Source organism: Roseibium sp. MB-4, assembly GCF_053005265.1.
The window spans coordinates 18,452-38,323 of the sequence record NZ_JBRKQB010000007.1 but is presented as its reverse complement, the minus strand read 5'-3'; the positions used below and the strand labels follow the sequence as shown (position 1 = coordinate 38,323).

General features: G+C 58.3%; 17 protein-coding genes. 15 read left to right on the top strand and 2 right to left on the bottom strand.

Annotated features, from left to right (window positions below):
* Positions 1–41 precede the first annotated feature (41 nt).
* Both ACVDG4_RS23760 and ACVDG4_RS23755 read left to right on the top strand, forming a co-directional pair.
* Entirely contained in the window at positions 42–842 is an 801-nt protein-coding gene (locus tag ACVDG4_RS23760) for an FAD binding domain-containing protein (RefSeq protein WP_447236921.1), read from the top strand.
* A gap of 219 nt (positions 843–1,061) precedes the next feature.
* Positions 1,062–1,994, top strand: coding sequence for a 1-phosphofructokinase family hexose kinase (locus ACVDG4_RS23755; protein ID WP_447236920.1), 933 nt, complete (start codon positions 1,062–1,064; stop codon positions 1,992–1,994).
* Here ACVDG4_RS23755 and ACVDG4_RS23750 read toward each other — a convergent pair.
* Positions 1,991–2,563 (bottom strand): LuxR C-terminal-related transcriptional regulator, encoded by a 573-nt coding sequence (locus ACVDG4_RS23750; protein WP_133945598.1) that lies wholly within the window; start codon positions 2,561–2,563, stop codon positions 1,991–1,993. The genes ACVDG4_RS23755 and ACVDG4_RS23750 overlap by 4 nt on opposite strands.
* A 412-nt stretch (positions 2,564–2,975) precedes the next feature.
* On the opposite strand from ACVDG4_RS23750, the gene ACVDG4_RS23745 reads away from it, so the two are divergent.
* The 6 genes from ACVDG4_RS23745 to ACVDG4_RS23720 all read left to right on the top strand — a co-directional run bounded on the left by ACVDG4_RS23745 (position 2,976) and on the right by ACVDG4_RS23720 (position 10,307).
* Positions 2,976–4,460, top strand: a complete 1,485-nt coding sequence (locus tag ACVDG4_RS23745) for an ABC transporter substrate-binding protein (RefSeq protein ID WP_306150402.1) — start codon at positions 2,976–2,978, stop codon at positions 4,458–4,460.
* Positions 4,461–4,695: 235 nt separating this feature from the next.
* Entirely contained in the window at positions 4,696–5,643 is a 948-nt protein-coding gene (locus ACVDG4_RS23740) for an ABC transporter permease (RefSeq protein WP_209176682.1), read from the top strand.
* Positions 5,643–6,473, top strand: coding sequence for an ABC transporter permease (locus tag ACVDG4_RS23735; RefSeq protein ID WP_447236919.1), 831 nt, complete (start codon positions 5,643–5,645; stop codon positions 6,471–6,473). Before ACVDG4_RS23740 ends, ACVDG4_RS23735 begins: the two co-directional genes overlap by 1 nt.
* Entirely contained in the window at positions 6,470–8,065 is a 1,596-nt protein-coding gene (locus tag ACVDG4_RS23730; protein WP_447236918.1) for an ABC transporter ATP-binding protein, read from the top strand. The genes ACVDG4_RS23735 and ACVDG4_RS23730 overlap by 4 nt, the downstream gene beginning before the upstream one ends.
* Before the next feature lie 9 nt (positions 8,066–8,074).
* Positions 8,075–9,529: an aldehyde dehydrogenase family protein gene (locus ACVDG4_RS23725; protein WP_447236917.1), complete on the top strand. Its 1,455-nt coding sequence runs from the start codon at positions 8,075–8,077 to the stop codon at positions 9,527–9,529.
* A 37-nt stretch (positions 9,530–9,566) separates the two neighbouring features.
* Positions 9,567–10,307 (top strand): SDR family oxidoreductase, encoded by a 741-nt coding sequence (locus tag ACVDG4_RS23720; protein ID WP_447236916.1) that lies wholly within the window; start codon positions 9,567–9,569, stop codon positions 10,305–10,307.
* A 111-nt stretch (positions 10,308–10,418) separates the two neighbouring features.
* On the opposite strand, the gene ACVDG4_RS23715 is transcribed toward ACVDG4_RS23720, so the two are convergent.
* On the bottom strand, positions 10,419–11,102 hold the full coding sequence (locus tag ACVDG4_RS23715) for an imm11 family protein (RefSeq protein WP_447236915.1): 684 nt from the start codon (positions 11,100–11,102) through the stop codon (positions 10,419–10,421).
* Between the two features lie 329 nt (positions 11,103–11,431).
* Between ACVDG4_RS23715 and ACVDG4_RS23710 the strand changes: the two genes are divergently transcribed.
* The 7 genes from ACVDG4_RS23710 (at position 11,432) to ACVDG4_RS23680 (ending at position 19,843) form a co-directional block, all read left to right on the top strand.
* The gene (locus ACVDG4_RS23710; protein WP_447236914.1) at positions 11,432–13,753 is read left to right on the top strand and encodes a bifunctional salicylyl-CoA 5-hydroxylase/oxidoreductase; all 2,322 of its coding nucleotides are present in this window, start codon (positions 11,432–11,434) and stop codon (positions 13,751–13,753) included.
* Positions 13,750–14,493 (top strand): SDR family NAD(P)-dependent oxidoreductase, encoded by a 744-nt coding sequence (locus ACVDG4_RS23705; protein ID WP_447236913.1) that lies wholly within the window; start codon positions 13,750–13,752, stop codon positions 14,491–14,493. Before ACVDG4_RS23710 ends, ACVDG4_RS23705 begins: the two co-directional genes overlap by 4 nt.
* The gene (locus tag ACVDG4_RS23700) at positions 14,493–14,984 is read left to right on the top strand and encodes a MarR family winged helix-turn-helix transcriptional regulator (protein ID WP_447236912.1); all 492 of its coding nucleotides are present in this window, start codon (positions 14,493–14,495) and stop codon (positions 14,982–14,984) included. The genes ACVDG4_RS23705 and ACVDG4_RS23700 overlap by 1 nt, the downstream gene beginning before the upstream one ends.
* Positions 14,981–15,781 carry an enoyl-CoA hydratase family protein gene (locus ACVDG4_RS23695; protein WP_447236911.1) on the top strand — a complete coding sequence of 267 codons (801 nt, stop codon included), beginning with the start codon at positions 14,981–14,983 and terminating at the stop codon, positions 15,779–15,781. The genes ACVDG4_RS23700 and ACVDG4_RS23695 overlap by 4 nt, the downstream gene beginning before the upstream one ends.
* A complete protein-coding gene (locus ACVDG4_RS23690; RefSeq protein ID WP_447236910.1) occupies positions 15,781–16,950 on the top strand; it encodes an acyl-CoA dehydrogenase family protein in 1,170 nt (389 codons plus the stop codon). The genes ACVDG4_RS23695 and ACVDG4_RS23690 overlap by 1 nt, the downstream gene beginning before the upstream one ends.
* 3 nt (positions 16,951–16,953) lie before the next feature.
* Positions 16,954–18,573, top strand: a complete 1,620-nt coding sequence (locus ACVDG4_RS23685; RefSeq protein WP_447236909.1) for an AMP-binding protein — start codon at positions 16,954–16,956, stop codon at positions 18,571–18,573.
* Between the two features lie 133 nt (positions 18,574–18,706).
* Positions 18,707–19,843 carry an ABC transporter substrate-binding protein gene (locus tag ACVDG4_RS23680; RefSeq protein WP_447236908.1) on the top strand — a complete coding sequence of 379 codons (1,137 nt, stop codon included), beginning with the start codon at positions 18,707–18,709 and terminating at the stop codon, positions 19,841–19,843.
* The last annotated feature ends 29 nt before the right edge of the window (positions 19,844–19,872 follow it).

Here is a 19,872-nt window from a genome sequence, read left to right as displayed (position 1 = left end):
CCGCCCGCCTAATTGAGAAGTTTTTTTGGGGAGACCCTGAAATGTATGAAACAACCTATCACCGGGCCGGTTCTGCTGCCGAAGCCGCGGACCTGCTTGCAAAAGCTGACGACGGCAAAATCCTGGGCGGCGGCCAAACCCTGCTGCCGACCATGAAGCAGCGCCTCGCAGCGCCGTCCGATCTTGTGGATGTGACCCAGATCGCCGAAATGAAGGGCATCTGCGCTGACGGCGACGGTGTCGCCATCGGCGCGGCGACCACCCATGCGGAAGTCGCGTCCAACGATATCGTCAAATCCAAACTGCCGGGCCTTGCGTCTCTGGCAGGCGGCATTGGCGACCCGGCGGTCCGTCACATGGGTACGATCGGCGGTTCCATTGCCAACAACGATCCCGCCGCTGACTATCCGTCGGCGCTTGTGGCGCTGGGCGCGACTGTTGTCACCAACAAGCGGGAACTTTCCGCAGAAGACTTCTTCACCGGGATGTTCGAGACCGCTCTGGACGAAGACGAAGTGGTTCAGTCCGTGAAGTTCCCGGGCGCCCAGAAGAGCGCATATGCCAAATACCCGAACCCGGCATCCCGTTATGCCATGGCCGGTGTGTTCGTTGCTCAGGGCTCAGATGGGGCCGTCAAGGTTGCTGTCACCGGAGCAGGGCAAGATGGCGTTTTCCGTATGAACGACATGGAAGCCGCTCTTGGCAGCAACTGGTCGGCGGACGCGGTCTCCGGTATTGCGCCGAATGCGGATGATCTCTTGTCGGATCTGCATGGTTCGGCTGCTTACCGCGCCAATCTGGTCACAGTCATGGCAAAACGGGCTGTGGCAGCGGCTGGGTGATAACTGGCTTTCAGTCCTTAGGTGTGTGCTGTCCCGGCCGTGAGCCGGGACCTCACCGAAGCTGAACCCCGGCGCGCGGCCGGGTAAACAACAGTTGAAGTCTAAAGTCCCGAACCCCTCTCCCCAATCGGAGAGGGGTTTTCTCTTGCGCAGTTCACCGGACTTGAGAACGACCCCAGACTTTTGCAAAACAAGTGGGACACCAGCGAAACGGATCCCATGACCAAAGTTCTTTGCATCGCGCTCAATCCCACCATCGATGTTTCCTGTGATGCAGAGCGGGTGCAGTCCATGCACAAGACGCGCACCACCAATCAACGGCAGGATCCGGGCGGTGGCGGTGTCAACGTAGCGCGTGTGATTTTCGAACTCGGTGGAAATCCGGAACTGACCTATCTTTCGGGCGGCGCAACGGGAATTCTGCTAGATGCTTTTTTAGCCGAAACCGGAATTGCCCTGCACAGTTTTCCCATTTCGAATCCGGTCCGGATGGCGTTTGCGGTGCACGAGGAAACCTCGGGGATTGAATACCGGTTTGTACCGGAAGGACCGGAGGTGGCCAGCAGCGAGCTCCAGCCGATCATTGATCTCCTTGGTGAAACCGATGCGGACTATGTGGTGGCCAGCGGATCCTTGCCGCGCGGTGTCCCGGAAGACACCTATGCGAAGATGATTGATCCAGTAGTTCAGCGCGGGGGGCGGTTTGTGATCGACACGTCCGGGCCTGCTTTGAAGGCGGCGCTGGATCATGGAAACGTGTTTTTATTCAAACCAAGCTTGGGCGAACTTCAAAAACTTGCAGGCCGGCCGCTTGATGAAGACGGCGTGCGGAATTTCGCGAAAAAACTGGTCGACAAAGGCGCTGCAGAAAACGTCACAGTCACGCTGGGCACAAAGGGCGCGCTTCTGGTTAACAAGGACACCGTCTTGCGGGTGCCGGCCCGGCACGTTGCAGCAAAGTCAGCCGTTGGTGCGGGCGACAGTTTTGTTGGCGCGCTGGTCTGGTCGCTGACGGAAGGACACCCGATGGAGGAGGCCTTCCTGCTGGGGGTGGCGGCTGGCGCTGCAACGGCCTTGACCTCCGGCACTGAACTCTGCCGCCGGACGGACGTCCTTTCGCTCTATGAAGCGGAGAAGGCCGAGCGCCTCTAGCTCATTGGAGAGCCAGGCCCTGAGAGCCCAGACAGACCCGCCAAACGGGCGAGCAGAACAGCAACGTTCTTGACTTCGAATTTCTTCAAAAGCCGGGCGCGTACATCTTCGACAGTGCGTGGCGAAAGGCCAAGGTCGCGGGCGATTTCCTTGCTCGTCTTGCCCTGAGACAACAACAGGACAACTTCCCGCTCCCGTTTGGTGAGCTGTGGGCCGCTGTCCTTTGTTTCTATCAGGGCAAAACTCAGAACGGTCCGCGCCAGTGGATCTTCAGGTGTCAGCGTCCGTGCGCGGAACCGGCACCAGATCCGGTTTCCGTCGGCACACCGCATCAGCCGCTCATCCGAATACGGTAAGGACTGTCGCAAGGGTCCCAGTCCGATGTCTCGGACCTGATGAAACTCGTGATCCGTTCCGTAGAGCAGCCGAAAGCTCTGGCCGATCAGATCTTCCTTCTCATATCCGAACATCTGCGCAAATGTGTCGTTGCAGGTACGGATAACCCGATGTTCGGTCAGAACAAGACCCATCGGGGCATGGTCGTAGGCTATTTGGTCGAGCTCAAGCATAAGTCACCGTGATTGTACGGTGTAGGAACCGTAGGTAGTTCGTAGCATAGTTTATCGATGAGTTGCCAACAATGAGCTTGCTACAATGTGTGCGATTTTCACCGGATGGTCCCGGGCATGACCGAAAGCAGGCCACAGTGGGCGGATGCATTGGAGTGCGCGATCCCTATGACCGCGGGCAAACGGGTCAGCCACCTCATCAGAGGCGGCATGTAGGATCAAAAGCTTGTTGACCGGACCGGCAAACTCAAAAATTGTGTAGGCTATGGACCTGGCACTCTGGGTGTGGCGCTAAAGCCGGACGACGGTGCCGGAGTAGTTGATACGCTTGTGTCAGTGAAGGCGGTCGCGCGTTCGTTGGTCGAGCTGCTGGTAAAGCCGCGGTAAGCGGGACAGCAAAAGGGGAGTAGCTATGCGTTTGGGAAAAGTCGGAACAGGCCTGATCAGTGCCTTGGCATTGTCTGCCAGCATGGGGTTGGCCCATGCAAAGAGCGATATTACTGTGGCCATGCAGCTGGAACCACCGCACCTGGACCCGACCAGTGCGGCTGCCGGCGCTATTGATTCGGTCCTTTATTCAAATGTCTTTGAAGGACTGACCCGCTTCGGACCGGACGGATCCATTTTGCCCGGCCTCGCAGAGAGCTGGGAGATTTCCGAAGACGGCAAGACCTACACTTTCAAACTGCAGTCCGGCGTCAAGTTCCACGATGGCACCGATATGACGGCCGAAGACGTGAAATTCAGTCTGGATCGCGCGCGATCTGATGACAGTCAGAATGCGCAAAAAGCGTTGTTCACCGGCATTGAGTCCGTTGAAGTTGTCGACCCGCAGACCGTGGCGGTCACGCTCTCAGCGCCAAATGGCAGTCTGTTGTTCAATTTGGCTTGGGGCGATGCGGTGATCGTTGCGCCGGAGTCTATTGAAAACATCAAAACCAACCCGATCGGTACGGGCGCATTCAGGTTCTCGAATTGGGTTCAGGGTGACCGGATCGATCTTGAGAAAAACGCTGACTATTGGGGCACCCCAGCCAAACTGGACAATGTAACCTTCAAGTTCATTTCCGATCCGACCGCAGCCTTCGCCGCTGTGATGGCGGAAGACGTCAATGCCTTTGTTGGGTTTCCTGCACCAGAAAACCTTCCGCAATTCGAGGCTGATCCGCGGTTTCAGGTGTTGGTTGGATCGACCGAAGGCGAGACAATCCTATCGACCAACAACAAGCTGCCGCCGCTCGACAACGTTAAAGTCCGCGAGGCGATCGCGCATGCCATCGACCGTCAGGCAATTATTGATGGCGCCATGTTCGGCTATGGCACGCCAATCGGCACACACTTTGCCCCGCACAATCCGGACTATGTCGATCTGACCGCCAACAGCGCCTACGACCCGGAACTCTCCAAGAAGCTGCTGGCGGAAGCGGGCTACCCGGACGGATTTACGACGACCCTGAAACTGCCGCCGCCCTCCTATGCCCGCCGGGGAGGGGAAATCATTGCCGCGCAGCTGCGCGCTGTCGGCATTGAAACCGAGATCTCCAATCTGGAATGGGCGCAGTGGCTGGAACAAGTGTTCCGTGGCAAGGACTATGGTCTGACAATCGTCAGTCACGTGGAACCGATGGATATCGGCATCTATGCTCGCCCGGATTATTACTTCCAGTACGACAATCCCGAGTTCCAGAAGCTCTTTGAAAACCTCACCGCCGAAAACGATCCGGAAAAGCGGTCCGAGCTTTTGAAACAGGCTCAGGAAATGCTCTCTAAGGACTATGTGAACGGCTATCTGTTCCAGCTTGCCTTCCCGACGGTGGCAAATGCGAAGATACAGGGCCTTTGGGTCAACCAGCCAACCCCTGCGGCAGATATGACGGCTGTCTATTGGGAGGAGTGATCCTGACTTGACCTTAACTCCTCAAGCGTTTCAACCCACCGGAACGCGGGGTTAAGCATCACCTTGAGGGGGCTTGGCACAGTGAAACCCGTGCCACGCTTCCTCAAGGTGAGCCTTCAGTCTCTTGGTTTTGCGAAGAGATTGAAATCAGATGACATAGCGCCGGCTCGGCGTTCCAAGCCGAAGTTAACGCCATGGCAAGGGCGGCCTTTGCCGGTTGCCGAACAGAAAGTCCATGCTCCACTATTTTCTAAAACGTCTGTTGTCTTTGAGCTTGAGCCTGGTCGCTGCGTCGATTGTGATTTTTCTGGCGCTCGAAGTCGTGCCGGGCGATCCGGCGGCTTACATGCTCGGCCTCAATGCGCAGGAAGATACGCTCCAGGCGCTCCGCGAAGAACTGGGACTGACGGGCTCCATCTTTCAACGGTACCTGTCCTGGGCCGGCGGGTTGTTGGTTGGAGACTTTGGTGTTTCCTATACCTACCGGACGCCCGTGTCCGAGATGATCGGTGACCGGTTGTGGGTCTCTCTACCGCTGGCGATTTACGCCCTCACGCTCAGCACACTGATCGCCTTCCCAGCGGGTATCTGGGCGGCGTCCCGCAGAGGCTCGGCCGCCGATGCGTCTGTTATGGGTGTGACCCAGCTTGGCGTGGCGATCCCGAACTTCTGGTTTGCGATGCTGATGGTGCTTGTCTTCGCGATCAATCTGCGTTGGTTTTCCGCAGGCGGGTTTCCCGGCTGGGACGCCGGGTTTTTCGCAGGTATGAAGGCTTTGACCCTTCCAGCGATCGCTCTGGCGCTGCCGCAAGCTAGCATCCTGACGCGTGTGATGCGGTCCAGTTTGCTGGACACGCTTGGGGAGGATTTTATCCGGACAGCACGCGCAAAGGGGCTGACAAAAGGGCAGGCGCTCTGGCGGCATGCTGTGCGCAACGCCTTGATTCCAGTGCTCACCATTCTCGGCTTGCAATTCTCCTTCCTGCTGGCTGGGGCGATCATCATAGAAAATGTCTTCTTTTTGCCCGGCCTCGGCCGTCTGGTGTTCCAGTCGATCAGCGCCCGCGATCTCATTGTCGTTGAAAGCGTGGTGATGCTTCTGGTGTTCGCGGTAATCGTCGTCAATTTCGCGGTCGACATGGCCTATGCCTGGGTTGATCCGCGCCTGCGGAGGCGCCGCTGATGAGTGTCCTTTTTCACAGCCGCACCCTGTTGCCGGGCCTGTTTTTGTCACTTTTGTTCGTTGCTGCTGCGCTGATCAGTCTTGTCTGGGTGCCGTATGACACGACCGTCTTGAACATCGCCAACCGGATGAAACTGCCAAGCTGGGAGCACTGGCTTGGCACGGATCAGTTCGGCCGGGACATTTTGAGCATGATTATGGTCGGTGCCCGCACGTCCATTGCCGTCGCGCTGGTCGCGGTTGGTATCGGCATGTCTGTCGGCGTGCCTCTTGGTCTGGCCGCCGCCGCGCGCAAAGGCGGCTGGTTGGATGAAGTCATCATGCGCGCAAACGATCTGGTGTTTGCCTTCCCGAGCCTTTTGATTGCGGTGATGATCACCGCGGTTTTCGGGGCATCCGCACTTAACGCCATCATTGCGATTGGTATCTTCAACATCCCGGTATTTGCGCGCCTGACACGCGGCGCCGCGCTGTCCTTGTGGAACCGGGACTACATTCTGGCGGCCCGTGTTGCAGGCAAAGGACCGGCCCGGATCTCGATGGAACACATCCTGCCGAACGTTGCCAACTTGCTGATCGTGCAAGGCACCATCCAGTTTTCCCTCGGCATTCTGGCCGAAGCGGGCTTGAGTTATGTTGGTCTCGGCGCTCAGCCGCCAACGGCGAGCTGGGGGCGGATGCTCGCCGACAGTCAGACGATGATCTCACTGGCCCCCCATCTGGCGCTGTTTCCAGGCCTTGCGATCCTTTTGACGGTGCTCGGCCTCAATCTGATGGGCGATGGCCTTCGGGATCTTCTTGATCCGAAACTCCGGAGGGCGCGGGTATGAGCCTTCTATCGATCGAAAACCTGTCGCTGTCCATCCACGGGATCCCGGTTCTCAAAGATGTTTCAATGCGGGTTGCACCGGGCCGGATCCTGGGCGTGATTGGGGAAAGCGGCTCGGGCAAGTCCATGTCGGCTTTCAGCGTCATGCAACTCTTGCCAAATGGAACCTCCTGCTCCGGCAAGATTTCGCTCGCCGGACAAGATGTCCTGGCACTCAGCGAGCCGGACCTCTGCCGCATTCGGGGGCGGGACGTCGGTATGGTGTTTCAGGAGCCCATGACCGCGCTCAACCCGCTGCAAACCATCGGGGCGCAGGTGGCTGAAACCATTCTGGTGCACGAAAACGTTTCAAAATCCGAGGCGATGGTCCGGGCCGCCGAAGCGCTGCGCCGCGCAGAACTCCCCCAAGATAAGTTTCCTTTGAGCCGCTATCCGCATGAACTCTCCGGCGGTCAACGGCAGCGGGTGGTGATTGCGATGGCGATTGCCTTGCGGCCAAAGCTCTTAATCGCGGATGAGCCGACGACTGCGCTGGACGTCACCACCCAAGCTCAAATTCTGGAGCTTTTGAAAAAGCTGGTGTCGGAAGACAACATGGGTCTCATGCTGATCAGCCATGATCTGGCGGTTGTTGCAGACCTTGCCGATGATCTGGTGATCATGAAGAACGGTGAAGTGGTTGAAGCAGGGCCTGCAGACACGGTCTTCCGTACCATGCAGCACCCCTATTCCAAGGCTTTGCTTGCCGCCTCAAGTCATGTGCCGGACCGGGAGGGGCTCGTGCAGGAGAAACCACTTCTGAAGGTTCAGAATGTTGTTCGGGACTACGTCACACACACCCACGGCTGGTGGGGCAAGACCGTCCACTTCCGAGCGGTGAACACTGTCAGCTTTGAAATCAAGAAAGGCGAAAGCCTTGGTCTTGTCGGGGAATCCGGCTGCGGAAAATCCACTCTGACCCGCGCCATCCTTGGCCTTGAAGAAGTTCAGGGCGGCGAGATCCTGTTCGATGGTCAACCGGTCTTTACCCATCACCACGCCAACCTTGCGGTCCGCCGCAGGATGCAGGTCGTGTTTCAGGATCCGTATGGAAGTTTCAATCCGCGCTGGAAGGTTGAGCGCCTGATCACCGAGCCATTTCATTTGTTGGATAACCCGCCGAAGGGCGCGGAGCGGGACCGGGCAATTGCCGAGGCGCTGGAGAGCGTTGGCCTGACCGCTGAGGACCGGCACAAATACATCCACGAGTTCAGTGGTGGCCAGCGGCAGCGGATCGCAATTGCCCGGGCGCTCATCATCAAGCCGGATCTGATTATTCTGGATGAAGCGGTGTCCGCGCTCGATGTCTCCGTCCGCGCGCAGGTTCTGGATTTGCTGGCGGATTTGAGTGACCGGCTCGATCTCACCTATCTGTTTATCAGCCATGACCTGTCCGTGGTCCGCTCGATCACTGACCGGGTGCTGGTCATGAAATCCGGCGAAATCGTTGAGGAAGGCCCGACCGGGGCCGTCTTTGATGCGCCCAAACACGATTACACAAAACAATTGGTGGCCGCCGCGCCGGTTTTGCCGGCCGATATTAGCGCGGCCTGAGGAGGAACGATGCGCAAGGAGTTGGATCTCTGGTTCGATCCGGCCAAGTGCCTGATCAACGGTGAGTGGACCGCGCCCGCAGGCGGCGGCACGCTGCCGCTTTTCGATCCCTCAACGGGGGAAGAGATCGGTGCAATTGCCCGGGGTACATCGGAGGACATTGACGCCGCCGTTGCAGCCGCCGAAGCCGCCCGCCAAGGCGTTTGGGGCAAAACGACAGCGGTCGAACGTGGACGGATCCTCTTCAAGCTCCGCGAGCTGGTTCTTGAGAAGGTTGAGGATCTGGCGCGTATCGAGGCGATTGATGTCGGCAAACCGCTGAAACAGGCACACGCTGACGCCATCGCCCTTGCCCGGTATCTGGAATTCTATGGTGGCGCCGCAGACAAGCTCCACGGCGAGACCATTCCCTATCTCGACGGCTACACGGTTTACACATTGCGCGAACCGCACGGCGTCACCGGTCATATCGTTCCGTGGAACTATCCGATGCAGATCATCGGCCGGTCGATTGGCGCAGCGCTTGCGACCGGCAACGCCTGTGTCTTGAAGCCTGCGGAAGACGCCTGCCTGACAGCCCTCGCCTTCGCCGATCTTGCCAAGGCAGCGGGGCTGCCGGACGGGGTGTTGAACGTCGTGCCGGGGCTTGGGTCGGAGGCGGGCGCAGCGCTTTCGTCCCATCCGGGCATTCATCATGTCAGCTTTACCGGTTCCGTTGCGACCGGCGTGCACATTCAAACGGCAGCTGCCAAAAACGTCATTCCGGTCACCCTGGAGCTTGGGGGAAAATCACCGCAGCTTGTGTTTGATGATGCCGACCTCGATGCGGCCCTGCCGTTCCTGGTGAATGCCGGTATTCAGAATGCGGGCCAGACCTGTTCGGCCTCCTCCCGCATTCTGGTTCAGCGTGGGCTTTATGATCAGGTCGTTGAGCGCATGGCCGGCCGCTACGGCGCACTCAAGGTGGGACCAGCGCTCTCCGATTTTGATGTCGGACCGCTGATCTCGAAAAAGCAGCAGGGCATTGTTTCAACCTTCATCGACCGGGGTGCAGATCTTGAAAAGGCCGCTGAAGGCGTTTTGCAGGATGCGCCGGAAGGCGGTAGCTACGTGACGCCAACGCTGTTCGCTGGGGTCAAGCCGGACCATGTTCTGGCGCGCGATGAGATTTTCGGCCCCGTTCAGGTGATTATCCCCTTTGATGATGAGGACGAAGCGGTCGCGATTGCCAACGGCACGGACTATGGCCTTGTTGCCAGCATTTGGAGCCGGGACGGCGCCCGTCAAATGAGGCTTGCCAAGAAGATCCGTACCGGTCAGGTCTTCATCAACAATTATGGCGCGGGCGGCGGCGTGGAGCTGCCGTTTGGCGGTATCGGCAAATCCGGGCATGGCCGGGAAAAGGGCTTTGAAGCGCTTTATGGCTTCACCACGCTGAAAACGGTCGCCGCCTATCACGGCTGATCTTCAAAACGATAAATGATTTAAGGGAGTTGGACCCATGAGATTGCAGGGCAAAACAGCGATTGTCACCGGCGGGGCATCCGGCTTTGGTGCTGGCATTGTGCGCAAGTTCGCGACTGAGGGCGCCAAGGTACTGATCGCGGATCTGAATCTCGAGTTGGCGGAACAGGTTGCATCTGAGGTTGGTGGCTTCGCCAAAAAAGCAGATGTGGCCAGCAACGACAGCGTTTCGGAGCTTGCACAAACTGCGGCCTCCAAGCTCGGCGGTGTCGACATTCTGGTCAACAATGCCGGGATCACTCATCTGCCGAAGCCGATGCAGGACGTCACCGAGGACGAATTCGACCGTGTGATGGCGGTCAACTGTAAGTCCGTTTACCTGATGGCGAAGCATTTTGTGCCGGGAATGATCGAGCGCGGCTCCGGCGCGATCCTGAATGTCGCATCCACGGCCGGTCTCAGCCCGCGCCCGAACCTCAACTGGTACAATGCCTCCAAGGGCTGGATGGTCACCGCAACGAAGACGATGGCCGTCGAACTGGCACCGAAGGGCGTGCGCGTCAATGCGCTCTGCCCGGTTGCCGGCGAAACCCCGCTCCTGAAAAGCTTCATGGGCGAGGACACCCCGGAAATGCGGGCGAAATTCCTCTCGACAATTCCCATCGGCCGCTTCTCCACCCCGGAAGATCTCGGCAACGCGGCCTGCTATCTCTGCTCGGACGAAGCCTCGATGATCACCGGCGTTGCCATGGAAGTTGATGGTGGGCGGTGCATTTGAGGGCAGTGGTGCGGAAATTGCCCGGCTCTGCCGATAAAGGGTCGTTTGGCTGAACCGGACAGCAGTGGATCAAGTCTGGCAGTGGCGACGGAGAAACTGGCAGGCTTGCTGCTAAACGTAGTTTTTCAAAAACCGGGATACTCGGCCCTCAGTTGGCAGGCCGTTCTGTTTTACCCAGTCAAGGATCGGTTGGATGTTGTCTTCAGGGCGCCAGGCGACATCGATCGTCGCCAAAGGCTTTTCCTTGAAGTATTTGATCTTGGCGCGTTTCAGATCGTCAAAGAGTGCATCCGAAACATAGATGCCATTGGTTTCAAAAAGACCGCCGCACCAAACATGATGTCCAGATATCGCCTGAGCACTGAGGATTTCCTCGTCCAAATGCTTCACACGGGGGAATGGATCATAGGGCTCAACTCGCCGTTGGCTCCAGCGCACCTCGGAGTGTTCAACAAGCACTGCATCGACACAAACGGTACAATTGAAGATGTAATAGTTGGCCGGCACGCGATCGCCCGCTTTGTCGAACAATTCAACGGGCAAAAACTGATGAACCCCCGGCTCGTATGACTCGACAATTTCCTTGAACCGTTCGCTGACCGCATTGACGCCGGGCAGAGGAAAGACATCGTGGATCTTCTTATTTTTTTGCTGCCGGGCAACCGTTGCAAAACGACCGGCATCGACCGGATATCCAACGCTTAGGCCGATCAGCGCCATATTCTCTGGCTCTGTAACGAACTCGAACATGGGTGTGGAATAGTCTTGGTACTCAAGCGATAGATGAACCGGCATCAGGAAATCCAAAAAATTGTCTTTCGTCCTATAAATGCCAGAAGTTGTGGAAGTGTGAACCGCCTGTGAGCTCCGTCAAAGCGGGCATTATCGATGGGCTAATGCTTCCGTTGGCCGGCATCCCGGACGCAGCGGAGCGGCCGTCCGGGATCCACTCGTTCGTAGAGCATTTTAGGCAAGGCGTCCAAACCCGCCGCAATCCCTTTATTCAGCGTATACTGCACCGCGATATATTTTAAATATAAAATTTCATACTTGAAATATCTGAAAATCGAGCGCAGGATCAGTCCCAGACGTTTTGGCTAAGATCAGTTCCGGGGAGAATGAACGTGCGCATCGTGTGTCTTGGAGGCGGGCCGGCCGGTCTTTACTTCGCCATTTCGATGAAGCTGCGGGGCAGCTCTCACGAGATCACCGTGATTGAGCGCAACAAGGCGGACGACACATTCGGCTGGGGCGTGGTTTTGTCCGATGAAACCCTCGACAATCTGGCTGCCAACGATCCGGTCAGCGCGGAAACAATCCGCGCGAATTTCGCCTATTGGGATGACATCGCGCTGTTGGTCGGCCAAGAAAAACAGCTGTCCAGCGGCCACGGCTTCTGCGGCATCGGCCGCAAGAAACTCTTGCTCTTGCTGCAGGAGCGCGCCCGTGAACTCGGCGTTGTATTGAAATTCGAAACCGAAGTGGGCAGCGCTGAAGACTACCGCAAGGACTACGATCTGGTCGTTGCCGCCGATGGACTGAATTCCAGGACCCGCACGCTCTATGCCGATACATTCAAGCCGGACATCGATGTGCGTAAATGCCACTTCGTCTGGCTCGGCACCCATCAGACCTTCTCCGACGCCTTCACCTTTATCTTTGAAAAGACTGAACACGGCTGGGTTTGGGCGCACGCCTATCAGTTCGACGATGATACGGCGACCTTCATTGTCGAATGCATGCCGGAAACTTTCGAAGCCTTTGGTTTTGCTGATATGAGCCAGCAGGAAAGCATCAAGACCTGCGAAGAGATCTTCAAGGATCATCTTGGCGGTCACAGCCTGATGACCAATGCCAACCACATTCGCGGATCTGCCTGGATCCAGTTCCCGCGGGTGCTGTGTGAGAAATGGTCCCATGAGAACGTCGTCCTGATGGGCGATGCGGCTGCAACGGCGCATTTTTCGATCGGCTCCGGGTCAAAGCTGGCTCTGGAGTCCGCTATTTCGCTGGCGGATCTGCTTCACAGCGAGCCGGACCTTGCCTCGGCCTTTGCGACTTATGAGGATCAGCGCCGCCTGGAAGTCTTGCGCCTGCAGTCTGCTGCGCGCAACTCGCTGGAGTGGTTCGAAAATGTCGAGCGCTACCTCCATCTTGATCCGGTCCAGCTGAACTATTCGCTGCTCACCCGGTCCCAGCGGATCAGTCATGAGAACCTGCGCGAGCGGGATCCGAAATGGCTGGCAAGCGCTGAAAGCTGGTTTATGGGCGAGGCCCGCAAGGACGCAGGCTTGCCGGTCGCAGACAATGAGAACACGCCACCGCGCGCGCCGATGTTTGCGCCATTCAAGCTGCGTGAGATGGAGCTGAAAAGCCGGATCGTCGTCTCGCCGATGGCGCAGTACAAGGCCGTGGATGGCTGTCCGACCGATTGGCACCTGACCCATTATGGGGAGCGAGCGAAAGGCGGTGCCGGGCTCGTCTATGTCGAGATGACCTGTGTCAGCCCCGAAGGCCGCATCACGCCTGGGTGCCCGGGCCTTTATGCGCCGGAGCACGAGACAGCTTGGCGGCGCCTGACCAATTTTGTGCACGAGAACACGGACGCAAAGATCGCCTGTCAGATCGGACATTCCGGCCGCAAGGGCTCGACCAATCTTGGCTGGGAAGGCATGGACCTGCCGCTTGAAAACGGCAACTGGGATCTGGTGTCGGCTTCCGCTATCCCCTGGTCGTCGCGCAATGCGACCCCGCGCGAAATCACCCGCGCGGAAATGGACCAGATCCGCGATCAGTTTGTTGCTTCGGCTGAGATGGCGGACCGCGCCGGTTTCGACATGATCGAACTGCACGCAGCCCACGGCTATTTGTTGTCATCCTTCATTTCACCGGTCTCGAATGTCCGCACGGATGACTATGGCGGCAACCTTGAAAACCGGATGCGCTATTCGCTGGAAGTCCTGAAAGCCATGCGGGCTGTCTGGCCGGAAGAAAAGCCGATGTCGGTCCGCATATCCGCCAACGACTGGGTTGGTGAAGACGGTGTCACGCCGGACGAAGCGATCGAGATTGCCCGCATGTTCGCAGATGCTGGTGCGGATCTTATCGACGTTTCCGCTGGTCAGACGACGATTGACGCCAAGCCAGTCTATGGCCGTATGTTCCAGACACCGTTCTCTGACCGTATCCGGAATGAGGCGGGGCTGACCACCATGGCCGTCGGCAACATTTTCGAGGCCGATCACGCAAATTCAATCCTGATGGCAGGCCGCGCGGATCTCGTCGCCGTTGGCCGTCCGCATCTGACCGATCCCTACTGGACCCTGCATGAAGGGGCGAAGATCGGCGACCGCGCTGCACCCGACTGGCCGCTGCCGTATCTCGCAGGCCGCGACCAGCTGTGGCGGCTTGCAGACAAGAACGCCGAGACGGTGGGCAAGGTATGACGCTTGCCGGCAAACATGTGATCGTGACGGGCGGCGGATCCGGGGCAGGCGCGGAAATCGCGCATGCCTTTGAGACGGCCGGTTCCAAAGTCACCATCATGGGCCGGAATGCGGAGAAGCTCGCCGCGCAGAAACTGCATTATCAGGTGTGTGATGTCTCGGACCCGGCCGCGATCAAACTGGCTTTCAATGCAGCCAGGGAGCAGCAAGGTCCGATTTCAATCGTTATTGCCAATGCGGGTGCAACGGAAAGCGTGCCGTTTTCCCAGATGTCGCCCGAGGCCTTCAACGCCAATTTGGCGGTCAATCTGACCGGCGTTGCGTTCTCCTTCCAGGCTGCGTTGGACGATATGAAGGATGCCGGTTGGGGCCGGATGATCGCAATCGCCTCAACAGCGGGTCTCAAGGGCTACCCTTATGTGTCCGGCTATTGCGCCGCCAAGCACGGCGTTGTCGGTCTGACCCGGTCGCTTTCTGTGGAGTTGGCGCGCACCGGGATCACGGTCAACGCAATCTGCCCCGGCTTTCTCGAAACGCCCATGCTGGAGCGTTCCATTGAAAACATCATGGAAAAGACCGGCATGGACCGGGAGGCAGCGGCTGGAACGCTGCGCAAGATCAATCCGCAGAACCGCTTCGTCCAACCACGAGAAGTTGCCGAAACCGCGCTCTGGCTGTGCTCCGACGGAGCGGCCAGCGTTAACGGACATGCGCTCAGTCTTTCGGGAGGCGAGATTTGATGGCCGCGCACGATACGTCCCCGGAACCGATCTCCAAATCCCGGCTGCGTCTCTGGCTTCGCTTGCTCAAGGCAACATCTGGCATTGAAACCGAACTTCGCCGGCGTTTGCGCGATGAATGTGACACCACGCTGCCGCGGTTTGATGTCCTGTCAGCTCTGTCGCGCTATCCGGACGGGCTGAAGATGAGCGAGATTTCCGCGTTTCTGAAAGTTTCGAACGGCAATGTCACCGGTATCGTTGAGCGCCTGGTCGAAGACGGTCATGCGGTCCGCATGGCGGTGCCGGGAGACAAACGCGCCAACCGGGTCAAGCTGACGTCGGAAGGGCACGCGGTTTTCGCAGATCTGGCCGCCAAGCACGAGGGCTGGATCGATGAGCTGATGGGCGGTCTCGATCGCAGTGCCATTGCAGCTTGCAACGAGATTTTTGAACAATTTGGATCTTCCGGCGAGCCGGAGACAGCACTGAAAAAGGCAGGCCGCTCATGACCGAAGCCCCGAAACACTTCAATTTGTCCGTTGATGGCGGCATCGCGCGGGTCTCACTCAACCGGCCGGAGCGGAAAAACCCGCTGACCTTTGAGAGCTATGCAGAGCTGCGCGACTGGTTTCGGGATCTGGTCTATAGCGACGACATTCATGCCGTGGTGTTCCTGCCGAATGGCGGCAATTTCTCCTCCGGCGGCGATGTCCATGACATCATCGGCCCTCTGACAAAGATGTCGATGAAAGAACTGCTTGCCTTCACGCGGATGACGGGGGATCTGGTCAAGGCGATCGTCAATTGCGGCAAGCCGGTTATTGCCGCTATCGATGGGGTGTGCGTTGGTGCCGGGGCGATCATCGCCATGGCTTCCGACCTGCGCTTTGCGACGCCAGAAGCCAAAACGGCTTTCCTGTTCACCCGTGTAGGCCTTGCAGGCTGTGATATGGGCGCCTGCGCGATCTTGCCCCGGATCATCGGCCAGGGCCGGGCGGCGGAGCTGCTCTACACAGGCCGCTCCATGAGCGCTGAGGAAGGCGAAAGCTGGGGGTTTTTCAATCGTCTTGTTGCTGCAGATGCGTTGGAAGGTGAAGCCGTTGCCTTTGCCGAGCGGATAGTGGCCGGGCCGAATTTTGCGCACATGATGACCAAGACCATGCTGGCTCAGGAATGGTCCATGTCCATCGAACAGGCCATTGAAGCCGAAGCCCAGGCGCAGGCGATCTGCATGCAGACCGGGGATTTCGAGCGGGCCTACAACGCCTTTGTCAACAAGGAAAAACCGGTGTTCGAGGGCAACTGATGGCAGACAAGAGTTTTCTTTCCTGGCCTTTTTTCGAAGACCGGCATCGCAAACTGGCCGAAGACCTCGAGGCCTTTGCAAAAGGGCTTCACGTCGATCACTCTGACACTGATCAGGCGTGCCGGTCCCTTGTCAAGGCAATGGGGGCCGCCGGGTGGCTTCAGCCGACAGCCTCCGAGGATGGCGCACCGTTGGATGTCCGCACCCTGTGCCTCTCCCGTGAAATTCTTGCGCGCCATGACGGGCTGGCCGATTTTGCCTTGGCCATGCAGGGTCTTGGCACTGGAGCTTTGTCGCTTTTTGGAACCGCAGAGCAAAAAGCTGCCTGGCTGCCGAAGACGCGATCGGGAGAAGCGATTTCCGCATTTGCATTGACCGAGCCGCAATCCGGTTCCGATGTCGCAAATTCCACCATGACTGCGACTGATGATGGCGACAGCTACGTTCTGAATGGTGAAAAGACCTGGATCTCCAACGGCGGTATCGCCGACGTCTATACGTTGTTTGCCCGCACTGGCGAAGCGCCTGGCGCCAAGGGATTGTCCGCGTTTGTCGTAACACCGGATCTTCAAGGATTTGAGGTTGCGGAACGTCTCGACACGATTGCCCCGCATCCTCTCGCGACGCTGCGCTTCACCGATTGCCGGGTCAAAAAATCCGATCTGATCGGCAATCCGGGCGATGGTTTCAAGATCGCAATGTCTGTGCTCGACATCTTCCGTTCCACAGTCGCTGCCGCTGCACTGGGCTTTGCCAGAAGAGCGCTGGACGAAGCGCTAAAGCGCGTGAGTACACGACAGATCCAGGACGCACCGCTCGCCGATCTTCAGATGGTGCAGGGGCATATCGCCGATATGGCGCTTGATGTGGATGCAGCTGCCTTGCTGATCTACCGCGCCGCCTGGGCCAAGGACAGCGGCGCGCCGCGCGTCACCCGTGAAGCGGCGATGGCCAAGCTTTTCGCCACCGAACAAGCGCAGCAAGTGATCGACAAGGCCGTTCAACTTCATGGGGGTGACGGCGTGCGCTCCGGCGAAACCGTCGAGAAGCTCTATCGCGAAATCCGGGCCTTGCGCATTTATGAGGGCGCAACGGACGTCCAAAAAATCGTCATTGCACGTCAGACACTTGGCGCTTTTGCCGCCGACAGCGCCAGTCAGGGAGGATAGCCAATGCTGGGTCCCACCGCTCACACCGACACCTTTGCCCGGGACAACCTTCCGCCCCAGGACCAATGGCCGGAGTTTCTTCTGGATGGATTTGACTATCCCGATCATATCAACGTCGGCGTCGAACTCACCGACAAGATGGTCGAGAAGGGCTTTGGAGATCATACGGCGTTGATCGGCAATGGCCGCCGCCGGACATACAAGGAACTCTCCGACTGGACCAACCGCCTCGCCCATGCGTTGGTGGAAGATCTGGGTGTGAAGCCGGGCAACCGTGTTCTGATCCGCTCGGCCAACAATCCGGCGATGGTGGCCTGCTGGCTGGCGGCGACAAAGGCGGGGGCGGTTGTTGTCAACACCATGCCGATGCTGCGCGCCGGGGAACTTGCCAAGATCGTCGACAAGGCCGAAATCGAGTTTGCACTGTGTGATACCCGGTTGATGGACGAGATGGTCGCCTGCGCCAAGACATCGTCGTTTCTCAAAAAAGTCATCGGCTTTGACGGCACGTCCAACCATGATGCCGAACTCGACCGTCTTGCGCTGACCAAATCCGTCCGGTTTGACGCGGTCAATACCGGCCGGGACGATGTCGCCCTGCTAGGATTTACTTCCGGGTCCACAGGATCGCCCAAGGCGACAATGCATTTTCACCGGGACATCCTGATCATCGCGGATGGCTATGCCAAGGAAGTGCTCGGCGTCACACCGGACGATGTGTTTGTCGGATCTCCGCCGCTCGCCTTCACCTTCGGTCTTGGTGGACTGGCGGTCTTCCCCTTACGCTTCGGGGCTGCAGCCACGCTTCTGGAGAACGCTTCTCCGCCCAACATGATTGAGATCATCCAGACCTACAAGGCAACGGTGTGTTTCACCGCGCCGACGGCCTACCGGGTCATGTTGCAGGCGATGGAAGAAGGCGCAGACCTGTCGTCCCTGCGGGCGGCAGTCTCAGCGGGTGAAACGCTTCCCGCACCGGTCTATGACGCCTGGATGGCAAAGACAGGGAAACCGATGCTCGACGGCATCGGGGCCACCGAAATGCTGCATATTTTTGTTTCCAACCGGTTTGACGATCACAAGCCAGCCTGCACCGGAAAACCGGTCTCGGGCTACGAAGTCAAGATTGTTGGTCAGGATGGAAAGCCTGTCGCGCCTGGCGAAGTCGGACGCTTGGCCGTGCGCGGTCCGACCGGATGCCGCTACCTCGCGGATGAACGTCAGAAAAACTACGTCGTTGATGGCTGGAATATCACCGGCGACAGCTTCTCCATGAGCGAAGACGGACATTTACACTTTGCAGCGCGCAATGACGACATGATCATATCCGCCGGTTACAACATCGCCGGACCGGAGGTGGAAGCCGCGCTTTTGGCGCATGATGCAGTGCTGGAATGCGCCGTCATCGGCGCGCCAGACGCGGATCGCGGGTCCATCGTTCAGGCACACATTGTCCTTGTTGACGGCAATGAACCAACGGACGATCTCACCAAGGCGTTGCAGGATCACGTGAAAGCGGTCATCGCACCTTACAAATATCCGCGCTCCGTCATTTTCACAGACACATTGCCGAAAACGGCGACCGGGAAGGTTCAAAGGTTCCGGCTTCGGGAAGAGCTGTAGGACAGCACTCAGAATAAACCGGCGTTTGGGCAGCGTCGGGGATCACACATGGCCCCGTGGTTTTAGACGGTCAAAGACGCCGCAGAGCCACGTAACTCGGGAACAGCAGGTCAAATTCTTTAGGAGAACCAACATGAAACAAACACTACTTGCGGCGGTTGCCGCACTCAGCCTCGGCGTTGCTGTGGCGTCTGCAGAGCCGGTGAAGGTCGGCATGATCACCACCTTGTCCGGCGGCGGCGCCGGTCTTGGCATCGATGTTCGCGATGGCTTCATGTTGGCGGTCAAGCAGTCCGGCAATGAAGAGATTGAAGTCATCATCGAAGACGATCAGCGCAAACCGGATGTTGCCGTGAAGCTTGCCGACAAACTTGTGCAGGCCGAAAATGTGGACGTTCTGACCGGTCTCATCTGGTCGAACCTTGCCATGGCGGTGATCCCATCCGTAACAGCGCAGGGAAAGTTCTATCTGTCGCCGAACGCCGGCCCGTCCATGCTGGCCGGCAAGGGGTGTCACCCGAACTACTTCAATGTGGCCTGGCAGAACGACAACCTGCATGAAGCCGCCGGTGCGTTTGCGAATGTCGAAGGCTACAAGAACAGCTTCATTCTCGCGCCGAACTATCCGGCCGGCAAAGACGCGCTCACAGGCTACAAGCGTCTTTACAAAGGCGATTTGGCAGGCGAGCTCTACACCAAGCTGGGGCAAACCGACTATGCGGCCGAACTGGCGCAAATCCGCGCGTCTGGTGCAGACAGTGTCTACTTTTTCCTTCCAGGCGGCATGGGCATCTCATTCCTGAAGCAGTATGCCGGCAGCGGGATCGACCTGCCGGTTGTTGGCCCGGCGTTCTCCTTTGACCAAGGCATCCTGCAGGCTGTTGGCGATGCGGCGCTTGGTGTCCGCAACACCAGCCAATGGTCCAAGGACATCAACACTCCGGTCAACAATGCATTCGTCGAGAGCTTCCAAGCGGAATACGGCCGTTTGCCGTCGCTTTACGCGTCTCAGGGGTTTGACACCGCCAATCTGCTGCTGTCCGCAATGGCAAAAGCCGACGTGAAGGATGCGGATGCTTTCCGGGAAGCGCTTCGGGAAGCTGATTTCAAGAGCACGCGCGGCGAATTCAGATTCGGCCCCAACAACCATCCGATTCAGGATATCTACGTGCGGGAAGTCATCAAAGAAGGCGATGTCTTCACCAACAAGATCATCGGCAAGGCGCTGAACAGCCATTCAGATGCCTATTGGTCCGAGTGCAACATGTAAGGTGATGTTTGGCCTCGGTCATTGGATCG